General features: G+C 57.3%; 15 protein-coding genes. 11 read left to right on the top strand and 4 right to left on the bottom strand.

All coding sequences use genetic code 11. The features are described from left to right. Nucleotides 1–117: 117 nt before the first annotated feature. Both ABLU87_RS11630 and ABLU87_RS11625 read left to right on the top strand, forming a co-directional pair. Nucleotides 118–621 carry a GNAT family N-acetyltransferase gene (locus ABLU87_RS11630; protein ID WP_004098126.1) on the top strand — a complete coding sequence of 168 codons (504 nt, stop codon included), beginning with the start codon at nt 118–120 and terminating at the stop codon, nt 619–621. 152 nt (nt 622–773) lie between these two features. Next, a complete protein-coding gene (locus ABLU87_RS11625; RefSeq protein WP_102803703.1) occupies nt 774–1,796 on the top strand; it encodes an alpha/beta hydrolase in 1,023 nt (340 codons plus the stop codon). A 40-nt stretch (nt 1,797–1,836) separates the two neighbouring features. On the opposite strand, the gene miaE is transcribed toward ABLU87_RS11625, so the two are convergent. Next, a complete protein-coding gene (gene miaE, locus ABLU87_RS11620; protein WP_014227673.1) occupies nt 1,837–2,595 on the bottom strand; it encodes a tRNA isopentenyl-2-thiomethyl-A-37 hydroxylase MiaE in 759 nt (252 codons plus the stop codon). A gap of 52 nt (nt 2,596–2,647) precedes the next feature. Next, nucleotides 2,648–3,073 (bottom strand): ribonuclease E inhibitor RraB, encoded by a 426-nt coding sequence (rraB, locus tag ABLU87_RS11615; RefSeq protein ID WP_004098122.1) that lies wholly within the window; start codon nt 3,071–3,073, stop codon nt 2,648–2,650. A 164-nt stretch (nt 3,074–3,237) separates the two neighbouring features. Between rraB and argF the strand changes: the two genes are divergently transcribed. Then, nucleotides 3,238–4,242, top strand: coding sequence for an ornithine carbamoyltransferase (argF, locus tag ABLU87_RS11610; protein WP_122116688.1), 1,005 nt, complete (start codon nt 3,238–3,240; stop codon nt 4,240–4,242). A 111-nt stretch (nt 4,243–4,353) separates the two neighbouring features. On the opposite strand, the gene ABLU87_RS11605 is transcribed toward argF, so the two are convergent. Further along, entirely contained in the window at nt 4,354–4,806 is a 453-nt protein-coding gene (locus tag ABLU87_RS11605) for a YhcH/YjgK/YiaL family protein (RefSeq protein WP_014227671.1), read from the bottom strand. Between the two features lie 192 nt (nt 4,807–4,998). Here ABLU87_RS11605 and ABLU87_RS11600 point away from each other — a divergent pair, with 192 nt between their 5' ends. The 5 genes from ABLU87_RS11600 (at nt 4,999) to ridA (ending at nt 8,812) form a co-directional block, all read left to right on the top strand. Beyond that, on the top strand, nt 4,999–5,103 hold the full coding sequence (locus ABLU87_RS11600) for a pyrBI operon leader peptide (protein WP_072351778.1): 105 nt from the start codon (nt 4,999–5,001) through the stop codon (nt 5,101–5,103). 36 nt (nt 5,104–5,139) lie between these two features. After that, nucleotides 5,140–6,075 carry an aspartate carbamoyltransferase gene (gene pyrB / locus ABLU87_RS11595; protein ID WP_014227670.1) on the top strand — a complete coding sequence of 312 codons (936 nt, stop codon included), beginning with the start codon at nt 5,140–5,142 and terminating at the stop codon, nt 6,073–6,075. Between the two features lie 11 nt (nt 6,076–6,086). Beyond that, nucleotides 6,087–6,548, top strand: coding sequence for an aspartate carbamoyltransferase regulatory subunit (gene pyrI, locus ABLU87_RS11590; protein ID WP_004098115.1), 462 nt, complete (start codon nt 6,087–6,089; stop codon nt 6,546–6,548). Nucleotides 6,549–6,807: 259 nt separating this feature from the next. Next, nucleotides 6,808–8,271 (top strand): N-acetylglucosamine-binding protein GbpA, encoded by a 1,464-nt coding sequence (gene gbpA, locus ABLU87_RS11585; protein ID WP_048261967.1) that lies wholly within the window; start codon nt 6,808–6,810, stop codon nt 8,269–8,271. A 154-nt stretch (nt 8,272–8,425) separates the two neighbouring features. Then, nucleotides 8,426–8,812, top strand: coding sequence for a 2-iminobutanoate/2-iminopropanoate deaminase (gene ridA, locus ABLU87_RS11580; RefSeq protein WP_009652347.1), 387 nt, complete (start codon nt 8,426–8,428; stop codon nt 8,810–8,812). Nucleotides 8,813–8,879: 67 nt separating this feature from the next. On the opposite strand, the gene mgtA is transcribed toward ridA, so the two are convergent. Then, a complete protein-coding gene (mgtA, locus tag ABLU87_RS11575) occupies nt 8,880–11,588 on the bottom strand; it encodes a magnesium-translocating P-type ATPase (protein ID WP_032747673.1) in 2,709 nt (902 codons plus the stop codon). A 378-nt stretch (nt 11,589–11,966) separates the two neighbouring features. Between mgtA and treR the strand changes: the two genes are divergently transcribed. The 3 genes from treR to treC all read left to right on the top strand — a co-directional run bounded on the left by treR (nt 11,967) and on the right by treC (nt 16,170). Then, nucleotides 11,967–12,914 carry a trehalose operon repressor TreR gene (gene treR, locus ABLU87_RS11570; protein ID WP_014227667.1) on the top strand — a complete coding sequence of 316 codons (948 nt, stop codon included), beginning with the start codon at nt 11,967–11,969 and terminating at the stop codon, nt 12,912–12,914. Between the two features lie 128 nt (nt 12,915–13,042). Continuing rightward, on the top strand, nt 13,043–14,461 hold the full coding sequence (treB, locus tag ABLU87_RS11565) for a PTS trehalose transporter subunit IIBC (protein ID WP_014227666.1): 1,419 nt from the start codon (nt 13,043–13,045) through the stop codon (nt 14,459–14,461). Between the two features lie 53 nt (nt 14,462–14,514). Then, a complete protein-coding gene (gene treC, locus ABLU87_RS11560; protein ID WP_122116687.1) occupies nt 14,515–16,170 on the top strand; it encodes an alpha,alpha-phosphotrehalase in 1,656 nt (551 codons plus the stop codon). Nucleotides 16,171–16,219: the final 49 nt, after the last annotated feature.

Raw genomic sequence — 16,219 nt, 5'->3', positions numbered from 1 at the left:
TCGCCCCTTATCCATTCGGATAAGGGGCGTTTTCTGTGAAAGATCCTCGCTTGCACTCTCCCCTCCCGCAGTGTTATTAACAACATTATCCGTCATTATTTTGCAATGAGTCTTCACATGAATACGAGCGCAACCCTACCGCTAACCCTGCGCCGCATCACGGCTAATGATAATCCGGCGATTGCCGCTGTTATCCGCCAGGTCTCCGCTGAATATGGTCTGACCGCCGACAAAGGCTATACGGTAGCCGATCCGAATCTGGATGAACTCTATGAGCTTTATAGCCAGCCGGGTTCCGCCTATTGGGTCGTTGAGCAGAATGGTGAAGTGGTGGGCGGCGGCGGCGTGGCACCGCTCTCCTGCAGCGAGCCCGATATCTGCGAACTACAAAAAATGTATTTTATGACCTCCGCGCGCGGCCAGGGGCTGGCGAAAAAGCTGGCGCTGATGGCCCTTGATTACGCCCGCGAGCAGGGATTCAAACGCTGCTATCTGGAAACCACCGCCTTCCTGAAAGAAGCGGTCGGTTTATATGAGCACCTCGGCTTCGAGCATATTGCTGAGCCGCTGGGCTGCACCGGCCACGTTGACTGCGAAGTCAGGATGTTGAAAGTGCTGTAGCGCCCGCAAAACGGCGACGTTGATTAATCGAAAAAATGCATGGTTTTCATGCAAAAAGAGCGTTATTCACCGCCCGTTTTCGCTAATACACTCTTCGAGCATTGGATCTTTTCGCCTGCCGCCGCGGCAGGCTTTGCTCAGGATAGAACATCATGAAAAAACTCCCCCTCCTGCTCACCGGCGGCCTGATGCTTGCCGGCATGGCTTCCTGCGTTAACGCCGGCGAACTTGCTGGCAATACCGAAGGCGCTCAGGTCATTCGCGTGGAAAAAACCCGGGGCCGTATCGATGCGCTCAACGATATCGTTTATAGCCAGGTAAAAAGCACCGTCGCCGTTCGTCAGCTGCATATGTCTTTACTGGTACCGCGTAATGGCGATCTGAAACCGGCAATCATCTATTTCCCCGGCGGCGGTTTCACCAGCGCGGCCTGGAATAAGTTTATCGAGATGCGTATGGCGCTGGCGGCGGCGGGATTCGTCGTCGCGGCGGCGGAATACCGTACGGTTCCCGACACCTTTCCGGCCCCGGTTATCGATGGTAAAGCCGCCGTTCGCTATCTGCGCGAACATGCCGCGGAATACGGTATAGACCCGTCGCGTATTGGCGTGCTGGGGGATTCCGCAGGCGGCTATATGGCGCAGATGCTGGCGCTCACCAACGGTGACAAAACGTTCGATCGTGGCGATAACCTGGCGCAATCCTCGGACGTGCAGGCCGCCGCCACGCTGTACGGTATTTCGAACCTGTTGAATATCGGCGAAGGTTTTCCGCAGGCGATTCAAAAAGTGCACCAGTCGCCGGCGGTCACTGAAGCGCTGCTGGTACACGGTAGCGCCTTTCGCGACTGGCCGGGAGCGACGATTGACAGCGATCCGCAAAAAGCCCTGGCGGCCAGCCCGATGGGCCATATCAGCGGTAAAAAGCCGCCGTTTTTAATTATGCACGGCAGCGCCGACACCCTGGTTTCACCGGTACAAAGTCAACAGCTCTATCGCGCGCTGAAAAAGGAGGGCAACCCGGCTGATTACGTGTTGCTGGCGGGCGCGGAGCACGGCGATGACAGCTGGTATCAGAAGCCGGTTATTGAACGGGTGGTGAACTGGTTTAAAGCGACCCTCGGCGCGCCCAAAGCCGCCGCGACGGCAGAGAAAGACAAAAACGCCAATCTGTAATGGATCGTCAGGCCGCGGCAGTGAAGCGGCGGCCTGACGCTCAGGCGGGCACGCCGCTGTGAAAACGAAACTCCGCTTCAGGCGCGTTAATAAGCGCCGCTTCCGCTTCGCCAAGCTGGCGCACGCGTTCGCTGATATCGTCCTGGGCGATTCTCTGCGCCAGGTCCAGATAGTCCTGATAGTGGCGCGCTTCGGAACGCAGCAGCGACAGATAAAACTTCTGCAGATCGTCATCCAGCCATGGCGCCAGCGCGGCAAAACGCTCGCAGGAGCGGGCTTCAATATAGGCTCCGCAGATGAGTTTATCGATCAGCATGACCGGTTCGTGAGAACGCACTTCCCGGCGCAGCCCGCGGGCATAGTTGCTGGCGGTGATTTTGACGTACGGGATTTCGCGGGAAAGCATGATTTCCCTCACCTGCCAGAAGTGATGCAGCTCCTCTTTGATCAGCAGAATCATGCTGTCGAGTAGCTGACGTCCCCAGGGATCGTCGGTCTGCGGCATGGCGCTTTTATTTATCTGCTTATGCAGCGCGACGAAATCCGGCTCCGGCCCCCAGCGGTAGGTGAAGTCCTCATACGGCTTCAGGCAGGCCAGCAGCTCATCCGCGTCCGCTTTATCCGCGACGTATCGACGCACCAGCAGCATAGCGTTTTGCGCCGCTTTCAGCTCGCACACCATATGGTCGGTCAACAGCAGCGGGAGGTTTTCCGGTTTACGGGCTTCATCAATCCACGCCTGAGGAGTTGGGCAATGCAGAAAGCTTAAAATCGGGGCGAGTATTTGCGGGTAATCCATTAAAATTCCTTGCTATACGGCGGCATACCGCACCGCCGTATACCTCTGCTACTTAGTGGCGAACGCCGTCATCGTCTTCATCAACCAGATCTTCGTCGTCGTCACCTTCTTCGTCTTCCCCGTTCGGATCTTCGTAGTAGGTGCCCCAGCCGTCGTATTCAACGTCGTATTTTTCCGCCAGGGTCATCAGCTGCTCAACCTGGGCGTCAATCAGCTCGGCATTCAGCGCGGATTCGCTGAGAATATCGCAGCAAATCACGGTATCGCCCTCTTCGACTTCCAGCTCTTCCGGCTCAGTCACTTCGTAGCCCAGCTTGAAGGCCTCGACCGCCACTTTCTCCAGCGTTTCGAAATCATCGGCAGAGAGATGATGCTCAATGGTGTACAGCGCGTCAGGATCGCTGCCGTCTTCGAGCAGCTCTTCAATAATCAGGCGCGTTTCTTCACGCTGTTCTTCCAGTAATTCCGGGTTTGCCATGGCTCGTTCCTCATAATGTGTCGCAGATGCTTCTATTGTCACATACCGCCGTGATTGCCTCCACCTTCTGAGCGAAAGATTTATGACACGGGGTTGCAAATGAATATTCATACATATAAAGTGAATTTTAATTCAACAAATGGCTTGAGCCATGTGAGGGAACCATGTCCGCGTTTTATCAGAAGCATTTTTTAAAGTTGCTCGATTTTACCCCCGCCGAAATCACCGCTCTGCTTGAGCTGGCGGCCAGGCTTAAAGCTGATAAGAAAAACAATATTGAAATTCAGCATCTCACCGGCAAAAACATCGCGCTCATCTTCGAAAAAGACTCTACCCGCACCCGATGCTCTTTCGAAGTTGCCGCATTTGACCAGGGCGCTCGCGTCACCTGGCTCGGCCCCAGCGGCAGCCAGATTGGCCATAAAGAGTCGATTAAAGACACCGCCCGCGTGCTGGGGCGCATGTACGACGGTATTCAATATCGCGGCCACGGCCAGGAAGTGGTTGAAACCCTGGCCGAGTATGCCGGCGTTCCGGTATGGAACGGCCTGACCAACGAATTCCACCCCACCCAGCTGCTGGCGGACTTACTGACCATGCAGGAGCATCTGCCGGGCAAAGCCTTTAATCAGATGACCCTGGTCTACGCCGGCGACGCGCGGAATAATATGGGCAACTCCATGCTCGAAGCCGCCGCGTTGACCGGGCTGGATCTGCGTCTGGTCGCGCCAACCGCCTGCTGGCCGGAAGAGAAGCTGGTCGAGCAGTGCCGGGCGCTGGCGCAGAAAAACGGCGGCAATATTACGCTGACCGAAGATATTGCGGCGGGCGTGAAGGGCGCGGACTTTATCTATACCGACGTCTGGGTATCGATGGGCGAAGCCAAAGAGAAGTGGGCGGAGCGTATCGCGCTGCTGCGCGGGTATCAGGTAAATAGCGAAATGATGGCGCTGACCGGCAATCCGCAGGTGAAACTCCTCCACTGCCTGCCCGCGTTCCACGACGACCAGACCACGCTCGGCAAACAGATGGCGACGGAGTACGGCCTGCACGGCGGTATGGAAGTGACCGACGAGGTATTTGAATCCGCGGCGAGCATCGTTTTCGACCAGGCGGAAAACCGCATGCATACCATCAAAGCGGTGATGGTGGCGACGCTGGGTAAGTAAGCGTTCCCGCGATATTTCCCCGGATTGCGCTGCGCTTATCCGGGCTACCCGCCCCCAAACCGCGCGGATCTGTAGCCCGGGCAAGGCGCCAGCCGCAGCCCGGGGTATTTTTTACGCCATCAGCATCTTCACTACCGCTTTGCGCACCTTCGCCGGCGTGCCCACGGCGCACAGCGGCTTATGCACTTCACCGGGATAGAACACCACAAAGTCGCCTTCGCTGAGGATGACGGTTTTTTCCTGCGCCCCCTCCGCCAGGAAAGCGATGTCTTTCTCCGCCAGCCAGTCGATATCCGGCGCGCCGGCAGGGAGAACGCTAAAGGTCATTCCTTCCTGGCCTTTCAGTACAATCTGGATGTCCAGGTAGCGGGCGTGATACTCGGCGCGGCGGTCGGCCATCGGCTCGGTGGTATCTTCGGAAATGAGATAGAACAGGTTGTTGCCGTCAATATCATGTTTACCCAGCGGCGTCGCGTCGGTGACATGCGCTTTAACATGTTCGATCGCCTCACGCAGAGACGCCGGCAACCCGCTTTGCAGATGGTGAATATTTCCAACGATCATAATAGCCCTCAAATATAAAACAGCTTTTCATTTCGAGTTTATACCCCCCATCCGACTGCCATACCACTTCTTTTTGCGGGTTTTTTGCGTTAACGCATGATTCCCCAGGCAAACGTTTACCTGTTTGTGGATTAATCGCTTGATCCGAAATATGAGCTGCGTATAATGCCACCCGTTTTGCCGGGAGGAATTATGGTTCAGTGTGTACGACATCGCGTCTTACCGCGTCTGAAAACAGACGCTGGCCTGCCGTTTTTTCTTTCCGTTGCATCCGTATTCGTAAAGCCCCTTATTTAAGGGGCTTTTTTTTTGCCCAGGCGTCAGGAGATAAACATGGCTAACCCGCTATATCAAAAACATATCATTTCCATAAACGATCTCAGCCGCGAAGACCTTGAACTGGTACTGGCAACCGCAGCAAAACTCAAAGCCAATCCGCAGCCGGAGCTGCTCAAGCATAAAGTGATCGCCAGCTGCTTTTTTGAAGCGTCGACCCGCACCCGCCTGTCGTTTGAGACCTCCATGCACCGCCTGGGCGCCAGCGTGGTCGGTTTCTCAGACAGCAGCAACACCTCGCTGGGCAAAAAAGGCGAAACCCTGGCCGATACCATCTCGGTCATCAGCACCTATGTCGATGCCATCGTCATGCGCCACCCGCAGGAGGGCGCGGCGCGTCTGGCGACCGAGTTCTCCGGCGGTATTCCGGTACTCAACGCCGGCGACGGCGCGAACCAGCATCCGACGCAGACCCTGCTGGATCTGTTCACTATTCAGGAGACCCAGGGCCGTCTGGAAAATCTTAACGTGGCGATGGTGGGTGACCTGAAATATGGCCGCACCGTTCACTCCCTGACCCAGGCGCTGGCGAAATTTAACGGCAACCGCTTCTACTTTATCGCCCCGGACGCGCTGGCCATGCCGCAGTACATCCTCGACATGCTCGACGAAAAAGGCATTGCCTGGAGCCTGCATAGCGCCATTGAAGAGGTGATGGAAGAGGTGGACATTCTGTATATGACCCGCGTGCAGAAAGAGCGCCTCGATCCGTCGGAATATGCCAACGTGAAGGCGCAGTTCGTCCTGCGCGCCGCCGACCTGGAAGGCGCACGCGCGAACATGAAGGTGCTGCATCCGCTGCCGCGCATTGATGAAATCACCACCGATGTCGATAAAACGCCGCACGCCTGGTACTTCCAGCAGGCGGGTAACGGCATCTTCGCGCGCCAGGCGTTACTGGCGCTGGTACTGAATAGCGATCTGGCACTGTAAGGGGAAAAGAGATGACACACGACAATAAATTACAGGTAGAAGCCATCAAACGTGGCACCGTTATCGACCATATCCCGGCGCAGGTCGGCTTTAAGCTGCTGACCCTGTTCAAACTGACCGAAACGGATCAGCGCATCACCATCGGCCTGAACCTGCCGTCAGGCGAAATGGGCCGCAAAGATTTGATCAAAATTGAGAACACCTTCCTGACCGACGAGCAGGTCAACCAGCTCTCCCTGTACGCGCCGCAGGCCACGGTAAACCGCATTGATGAGTATGAAGTCGTCGGTAAATCCCGACCGAATCTGCCGGACCGTATTAACAACGTGCTGGTATGCCCGAACAGCAACTGTATTAGCCACGCCGAGCCGGTGTCCTCCAGCTTTGCGGTGAAGAAACGCGAAAACGATATCGCGCTGAAGTGCAAATATTGTGAAAAAGAATTTTCACATCATGTCGTGCTGGCAAATTAAATTCGCCAGGTTTTATCAGGAGCAGCCCGATAAACGGGACTGCTCCTGAACGATAATTTAAATCATCCGCACGGCCGTCAACTCACTGACCTCGGGTCAGATAATCAACATTCATCAATTTCTCATCAACACGCCTCATAATTAAAAATAACAAACAATGAGATTAATCATTAAATATCACTGCTATTGAACCTGAATTTTTCCCTTCATACACTCCAGTGCGTTTTCCATTATTTAATCAATGTTCACAGGATGAATTATGAAAGTGAAAAAAATATCGTTATATACAGCAACATTATTATTTACCTCCTCAGCATTGGCGCACGGCTATGTGGAATCGCCGCCAAGTCGGGCGTACCAATGTCATTTAGGGAAAAACACCGACTGCGGTTCGGTGCAGTGGGAACCGCAAAGCGTCGAGCAAGCGAGCGGTTTTCCTGAAGGGGCAATGCCGCCTGATGGTAAACTGGCCAGCGCGGGTAAAAGCAATTTCTCGCAGCTGGATAGCCAGAGCCCGACTCGCTGGGCGAAAACCACGATAAAGAGCGGTAAAAATAATTTCGTCTGGCACCATTCTGCGCCGCATAGAACGACTAACTGGCGTTATTACATTACCAAACAGAACTGGGATCAAAATAAGCCGCTGACGCGCAGCGATTTTGAAACTAAGCCATTTTGTCAAATCGACGGAAATGGCGCGACGCCGGCTGTACAGGTCACGCACTCCTGTAATGTACCCGATCGCACCGGCTATCAGGTTATTTATGCCGTCTGGGAAATTGCCGATACGGCAAATAGTTTTTATCAGGCCATTGACGTTGATTTCGGCGGCGCCAGCGATGAAACGGAGAATGAATCCCTCTGGACAACGCAGCTCGCCGGCCAGCTTAGCGGAAAAGATCTCCATGCGGGAGATAAAGTCATTGCCCATTTCTTTAACGCGAGCGGTGAAGTTCATTCGCTACAAACGGAATTGACCATCGCCAGCGAAGCGCAAGGAAAAAGCAGCCAGTGGTCTTACGATCTGGCTGAAGCTATTAATACCGCGCACCAGGGCAAGCTGCGCGCCGGGGTAAAAGGGAGTGATGGCAACATTACCCCCCTCCACGGCGTTAACCAGGTGTATGTGCCAAAAGACAGCACCGTTCAAAGCGTTACGCTGACCTACGCCGAGTCGCAGTCAGACGATATCGTGGAAGAATCCCTGAGCGTCGCCAACGTTAACGCAACCAAAATCGCCAACGGGAAAGCGACGGTGACGTTCAACGCCACGGCCAGCGGCAAAATGCATCTCACCGCCACCGTCAACGACCATGCGGGCACGCAGAAAGGGAGCATTCAGCAGACGATAGATAATCGCTCCCTGACGGTATCTATTCCGCTGACCAACGTTCAGGCAGGTCATCATATGCTGCGCTACTCAGCCAGCAATGCGCAGGGCGCCACCCTCAGCCAGGGGGTCATTGACCTGATGCTGGAAGAGAGTACGGTTCAGCCGGATCCGACGCCTGCGCCTGCGGGGAACTACGACTATACCTTCCCGGATAACCTGAAAAGCTATAAGGCGGGAACGAAAGTCATGCAGCCTAAAAACGGCAAAGTGTACCAATGTCGCCCGTTCCCCTACAGCGGCTACTGCGTGCAGTGGAGCCAGTACGCCACTCAGTTCGAACCGGGTACAGGTTCTGACTGGACCATGGCATGGACGGAAGTCACCCACTAACTTCATCCTTCAGGCTCACGCCTTATGCGGATAGCGCGCTGCGTTATCCGCTTTTCTCCTTCGCAAAATGCGGCCTGCTTAATGATAAAGCAGCCAGCACTCTTTATAATGACCCACGCCAGTCAGATTACATTCACATATTTCAGGAGAACTCATGTCTAAAACTATCGCGACGGAAAATGCGCCAGCAGCCATCGGCCCGTACGTTCAGGGCGTTGATCTGGGTAACATGATCATCACTTCCGGCCAGATCCCGGTAGACCCGAAAACCGGTAGCGTGCCGGAAGATGTCGCCGCTCAGGCGCGTCAGTCTCTGGAGAACGTGAAAGCTATCGTCGAAGCCGCGGGCCTGAAAGTGGGCGATATCGTTAAAACCACCGTTTTCGTCAAAGACCTCAACGATTTCGCCACCGTTAACGCCACCTATGAAGCCTTCTTCACCGAGCACAACGCCACCTTCCCGGCGCGCTCCTGCGTGGAAGTGGCGCGTCTGCCGAAAGACGTAAAAATTGAGATCGAAGCGATCGCCATTCGTCGCTAATCGTAGACAGTATGAACAAAGGCAGCCCGTGGCTGCCTTTGTTGTTTCTGCACGTAAAGCGCCTCGCTCACTGCCAGCCGTAGCGGCGGCTGTAGAAGCCTTTGACCATCTGGGTTAGCGTCATATAGCCCGCAAGGATCGCAATCAGCCATGGGAAATAGCTGAGCGGCAGCGCCTGAAGCTGCAGGTAGCCCGCCAGCGGCGAGAACGGCAGCGCAATCCCCACCACCATCACCAGCAGCGTCATCACGATCAGCGGCCAGGCCGCGCGGCTCTGGATAAACGGGATCCGCCGCGTACGGATCATATGCACAATCAGCGTCTGCGACAGCAGGCCAACCACGAACCAGCCGGACTGGAACAGGGTCTGATGTTCCGGCGTGTTGGCGTGGAACACCCACCACATCAGGCAGAACGTCAGAATATCGAATATGGAACTAATTGGCCCAAAGAAGACCATAAAGCGGCCGAGATCCGCCGGGTTCCAGCGCTGCGGTTTACGGATCTGCTCATCGTCCACGTTATCAAACGGAATGGCGACCTGGGAGACATCGTACAGCAGGTTCTGGATCAGCAGATGCAGCGGCAGCATCGGCAGGAACGGCAGGAAGGCGCTGGCGACCAGCACGCTGAAGACGTTACCGAAGTTGGAGCTGGCGGTCATTTTGATGTACTTGAGCATATTGGCGAAGGTCCGGCGGCCTTCAATAACCCCCTCTTCCAGCACCATCAGGCTCTTCTCCAGCAGGATGATATCCGCCGCCTCGCGGGCGATATCCACCGCGCCGTCGACGGAAATACCGATATCCGCCGCGCGCAGCGCCGGAGCGTCGTTAATGCCGTCGCCCATAAAACCCACCACGTGTCCTTCGCGTTTCAGCAGGGTCACGATACGCTCTTTGTGCAGCGGCGCCAGGCGAGCAAACAGGGTGGTACGTTTTGCCAGCTCGGCCAGCTCATCATCATTCAGCGCTTCAACCTGGCTGCCGATAACCACGTCACCCGCGTCCAGCCCCACTTCATGGCAGACTTTCGCCGCCACCAGCTCGCTGTCGCCGGTCAGGATTTTGACCGTAATACCGCTGGCCTTCAGCGCCTTCAGCGCCGGGGCGGTGGTCTCTTTCGGCGGATCGAGGAAGGCGATATAGCCTTCGAGGATCAGGTCTGACTCATCCGCGCGCTGGTAGTCGCCTTCGCGGGCGGGCAGGTACTTCGTCGCCACCGCCACCACGCGCAGTCCCTGACGGTTGAGGGTGTCGGTTACGCGACGGATGCGCCGCAGCATGGTGTCGTCCAGCGGTACGATGTCGCCGTTATAGCGCACTTGGGTCGAGACGTTGAGGATCTCCTGCAAAGCGCCTTTGCAGATCAGCTGGTGAACATTGTCCTGCTCCTGCACCACCACCGACATACGGCGACGCTCGAAATCGAACGGGATCTCATCGACTTTCTGCCAGCGTTCCGCCAGCCCGCGCGCTGACTCCAGCTCGACGCCCTCCAGCACCGCGGTATCGAGCAGATTCTTTAGCCCGGTCTGATAGTGGCTGTTCAGCCAGGCCGTATGCAGCACGCGTTCGCTCACCTTGCCGGAGACATCGGTGTGGTTCTCCAGCACGATTTTATCCTGCGTCAGGGTGCCGGTTTTATCGGTGCACAGGATGTCCATCGCGCCAAAGTTCTGTATCGCGTCGAGGTGCTTGACGATCACTTTCTGTTTCGACAGCTTCACCGCCCCGCGCGCCAGGGTCGAGGTGACGATCATCGGCAGCATTTCCGGGGTCAGGCCCACCGCGACGGAGAGCGCGAACAGCGCCGCCTCCCACCAGTCGCCTTTGGTGTAGCCGTTAATCAGCAGCACGATCGGGGTCATCACCAGCATAAAACGGATCAGCAGCATGCTGACCCGGCTGATGCCTTTCTGAAAGGCGTTCGGCTCGCTTTCCTGCTCGCTGACGCGGCCAGCCAGCTGGCCAAACCAGGTGCCGCCGCCGGTGGCGAAAACAATCGCCTGCGCCGAACCGCTGACCACGTTGGTACCCATAAAGCACAGGGTGTCGCACTCCAGCGGGTTTGCCTGCAGCGGGTCGCGGGTGCGGGCCACTTTTTCGACCGGCAGCGATTCACCGGTCAGCGAGGCCTGAGCGACAAACAGGTCGCGCGCCTGAATGACGCGCAGGTCTGCCGGGATCATGTCTCCCGCCGATAGCTTGACGATATCTCCCGGCACCAGCTGGTCGATGGGCAGCTCGCACCAGCGGCTTTCGCCCTGTTCGTTCACCACCCGCAGGACCGTCGCGGTGTTGCTGACCATCGCCTTCAGGGCGTCCGCCGCTTTGGTTGAACGGGCTTCCTGAATAAAGTTCAGCAGCGTGGAGATCCCCACCATCAGGGCGATAACCGCGGCGGCAAACAGATCTTCCGTTGAGTAGGAGACGATACCCAGAACGGTCAGCAGCAGGTTGAAGGGGTTGCGGTAGCAGCTCCAAAGATGCACCCACCACGGCGACGGCTTCTGCGCCGGGATCTGGTTTTCGCCATACTGCGCGATTTTCTGCGCCACTTCGCCCGCATTGAGCCCTTCCGGATGGCTGGCGAAGGCGCGCCAGATTTCATTCTCATCCATTGCCGCCACGTCCAGGCACTGCTTGCCGAGGGAGTCCGGGATCGGCGCGCTCGCCAGATTGCGGGCATCGGGTAGCGGATCGCGTTGTACTAAACGACGCGGTAAATGACGGCCAAGCTGGGCAAACAGCTGGCGGGTAAAATTTTTAAACATAAACAGTCCCTCCGCGCTCGCGCGAGCGAACGCAGGCTACCGACAGGCGCGAGTCAACCTTACCTGTCAGGCATGTTATTTTTATGGCAGGGACGTCAAAGACATCGCTGCTTTACGCTTCCGGTAAAGCAGCGCTACGCAGATTTACCGGAAAAAAAGGGGGCTCCATCGAGGATGAGGAGTGGGATCGGGGTCCATAAAATCTCCGGTAAATGAATACAAACGGCGCGAATTATACCGTCGCCGATAATCTATTTGTGGCTATTATGGCGATAATACCCCCGGGCAACTAAACCAGACGTAAACCAGACTTTGCTCATTGTGGTTTCGTTGAGTAGCATTAGGCTCACTTTAAGCGGACCACAACGAGAACCCTGCATGCAAAACCGGCTGACCATCAAAGATATCGCACGCTTAAGCGGCGTCGGGAAATCGACGGTATCGCGCGTGCTTAACAACGAAAGCGGCGTCAGCGAACGCACGCGTGAGCGCGTTGAAGCGGTGATGCAGCAGCACGGGTTTTCGCCCTCACGTTCCGCCAGGGCGATGCGCGGCCAGAGCGATAAAGTGGTGGCGATCATCGTCACCCGTCTGGATTCGCTGTCGGAAAACCTCGCCGTACAGACCATGCTTCCCGCCTTTTACGCTCAGGGCTACGATCCGATTATGATGGAGAGCCAGTTCTCCCCGGCGCTGGTCGAGGAGCATCTCGGCATGCTCGCCCGGCGCAATATCGACGGCGTGGTGCTGTTTGGTTTCACCGGCATCCATGAAGAGATGCTCACCCCGTGGCGAGAGACGCTGGTGCTGCTGGCCCGCGACGCGCCGGGCATCGCCTCCGTCTGCTATGACGATGAAGGATCGATCAGGATGCTGATGCAGCGCCTGTACGATCGCGGGCATCGCCACATCAGTTTCCTCGGCGTGCCGCACAGCGACATCACCACCGGGCAACGCCGCCACCAGGCCTACCTCGATTTCTGCCAGAAAAAACACCTCACGCCCCTCGCCGCGCTGCCGGGTCTGGGCATGAAGCAGGGCTACGAAAACGTCGCCGGCGTGCTGTCGGCTGAAACCAGCGCGCTGGTCTGCGCCACCGATACCCTCGCGCTGGGAGCCAGCAAATATCTCCAGCAGCAGGGAATCGATCGTCTCCAGCTCGCCAGCGTCGGCAGCACGCCGCTGATGAAGTTTCTCCACCCGGAGATCCTGACGGTCGATCCCGGCTACGCCGAGTCCGGACGCCAGGCGGCGCAGCAGCTGATCGAGCAGATCGCCGGAAACCGTGAACCCCGTCAAATCGTGATTCCCGCCGTACTGAATTAAGCCTGTCTTAACGATTTATGTGATCTTCGCCGGGTTTCGGGAACGTTCCCATTTTGCAATTCAAGCGGAGCGAGTAGGATCCAATGCAAGTTAAATGCAACCTCTCCCCTCGGTCATGAGGCCTCATCATGAGTAAAGTGAATCAGCAGGACATCGATAAACTTATCGAACTGGTGGGCGGGCGCGACAATATCGCCACCGTCAGCCACTGTATTACCCGTCTGCGCTTTGTGCTGAATAATCCAGCCATTGCCAAACCGAAAGAAATTGAACAGCTCCGCATGGTGAAGGGCTGCTTTACCAACGCCGGTCAGTTCCAGGTGGTGATCGGTACCGAGGTTGGCGACTACTATAAAGCGCTGCTGGCGACCACCGGCCAGGCCAGCGCCGATAAAGAACAAGCCAAGAAAGCCGCGCGGCAGAATATGAAGTGGCATGAACAGCTCATTTCACACTTCGCGGAGATCTTCTTCCCGCTGCTGCCTGCGCTGATCAGCGGCGGCCTGATCTTAGGCTTCCGCAACGTGATCGGCGATCTGCCGATGAGCAACGGCCAGACGCTGGCGCAGATGCACCCGTCGCTGAAAACCCTTTATGACTTCCTGTGGCTGATTGGCGAGGCGATCTTCTTCTACCTGCCGGTGGGTATCTGCTGGTCCGCGGTAAAGAAAATGGGCGGCACGCCAATCCTCGGTATCGTGCTGGGCGTTACGTTAGTTTCTCCGCAGCTGATGAATGCCTACCTGCTGGGCCAGCAGGTGCCGGAAGTATGGAACTTCGGCCTGTTCACCATTGAGAAAGTCGGCTACCAGGCGCAGGTGATCCCGGCCTTGATGGCGGGGCTGGCGCTCGGCTTTATCGAAACGCGGCTGAAACGCATCGTGCCTGACTACCTCTATCTGGTGATCGTGCCGGTCTGTTCGCTGATCCTGGCGGTCTTTCTCGCCCACGCTTTTATCGGCCCGGTTGGCCGCATGATTGGCGACGGCGTGGCCTGGGCCGTGCGTCATCTGTTAACCGGCAGCTTCGCGCCGATTGGCGCCGCGCTATTCGGCTTCCTGTACGCGCCGCTGGTGATTACCGGGGTCCATCAGACCACGCTCGCCATCGATATGCAGATGATTCAAAGCATGGGCGGTACGCCGGTCTGGCCGCTGATCGCGCTGTCCAACATCGCCCAGGCATCGGCGGTGGTGGGTATCATCATCGCCAGCCGTAAACAGAACGAACGCGAAATCTCCGTTCCGGCGGCCATTTCCGCCTACCTCGGCGTGACGGAACCGGCCATGTACGGCATCAACCTGAAATACCGCTTCCCGATGCTCTGCGCGATGGTCGGCTCCGGTCTTGCCGGGCTGCTGTGCGGACTGAACGGCGTGATGGCCAACGGCATCGGCGTCGGCGGCCTGCCGGGTATCCTCTCCATTCAGCCAACCTACTGGCAGGTTTACGCGCTGGCGATGGCTATCGCCGTGGTCGTGCCGATTGTCCTGACAACGGTTGTTTACCAGCGCAAATTCCGCCAGGGCACCTTACAGATTGTCTGACGTCTTATTTTCGGGGCGCGCTGTCGCCCCCTTTTTTGTAGCAGGAACGCAATATGAATACCCTTCCCCTCTGGTGGCAAAACGGCGTTATTTATCAAATCTATCCGAAGAGTTTCCAGGACACCACCGGGACCGGCACCGGCGATTTGCGCGGCGTGACCTCCCGCCTCGACTATCTGCAAAAGCTCGGCGTTGACGCTATCTGGCTGACGCCGTTTTACGTCTCGCCGCAGGTGGATAACGGCTACGATGTGGCCAACTATACCGCTATCGATCCCGCCTACGGCACGCTCGACGATTTCGACGAGCTGGTGGCCCAGGCGAAGGCGCGAGGAATTCGTATCGTGCTGGATATGGTGCTGAACCACACGTCGACCGAGCACGCCTGGTTCCGCGAAGCGCTCAACAAAGAGAGCCCGTATCGTCAGTTCTATATCTGGCGCGACGGCGAACCGACCACACCGCCGAACAACTGGCAATCTAAGTTTGGCGGCAACGCCTGGCAGTGGCACGCCGAAAGCGAGCAGTACTATCTGCATCTGTACGCCGTCGAGCAGGCGGATCTGAACTGGGAAAATCCGGCGGTGCGCGCGGAGCTGAAAAAAGTCTGCGAATTCTGGGCCGATCGCGGCGTCGACGGCCTGCGCCTCGACGTGATCAATGTTATCTCCAAAGACCAGACCTTCCCGTCCGATACCGCGGGCGACGGCCGGCGCTTCTATACCGATGGTCCGCGAGCGCACGAATTTTTGCAGGAGATGAGCCGCGATGTCTTTACCCCGCGCAACCTGATGACGGTGGGCGAAATGTCCTCCACCACGCTTGAGCATTGCCAGAAGTACGCGGCGCTCGACGGCAGCGAGCTATCGATGACCTTCAACTTCCACCATCTGAAGGTGGACTATCCCGGCGGCGAGAAGTGGACGCTGGCGCGCCCGGATTTTGTAGCCTTGAAATCGCTGTTCAGGCACTGGCAGCAGGGGATGCACAATCGCGCGTGGAACGCGCTGTTCTGGTGTAATCACGACCAGCCGCGCATCGTCTCCCGCTTCGGCGACGAGGGGGAGTACCGCGTCCCGGCGGCGAAAATGCTGGCGATGGTGCTGCACGGCATGCAGGGCACGCCCTATATCTATCAGGGCGAAGAGATTGGCATGACCAACCCGCACTTTACGCGCATCACCGATTATCGCGACGTTGAGAGCCACAACATGTTTATCGAACGCGCGGCGCAGGGCCGGGATGCGGATGAACTGTTGGCGATTCTGGCCAGCAAATCGCGCGATAACAGCCGCACGCCCATGCAGTGGAACAGCGGTGAGGGCGGCGGATTCACCGCCGGCGAGCCGTGGATTGCGCTGTGCGATAACTATCGCGAGATTAACGCCGAGGCGGCGCTGGCGGACCCGGAATCGGTGTTTTATGCCTATCAGCAGCTGATTACGCTGCGCAAGAGCACGCCGGTGCTGACCTGGGGCGACTATCAGGATCTGCTGCCGGAACATCCGTCGCTGTGGTGCTATCGCCGTCAGTGGCAGGGGCAAACCCTGGTGGTCGTGGCGAACCTGAGCCGCGAGTTCCAGCGCTGGCAGCCGGAAGCGATGAGCGGCGACTGGCGGATGCTGATAAGCAACTACGCGGAGGCGGCGAACCGCCCTGCCGATATGACCCTGCGTCCGTTTGAAGCGGTATGGTGGCTGCAGGAGTAACCCACGGCTTACGCTGAGAGTCCCGGGTCGCGCTGCGCTTACCCGGGCT

The sequence above is a fragment of the Klebsiella sp. CB_Kp196 genome, from assembly GCF_040061575.1.
GTDB classification, from domain to species: domain Bacteria; phylum Pseudomonadota; class Gammaproteobacteria; order Enterobacterales; family Enterobacteriaceae; genus Klebsiella; species Klebsiella michiganensis.
The sequence above is the reverse complement of the archived record's forward strand: the minus strand, read 5'-3'. Positions and strand labels throughout refer to the sequence as shown.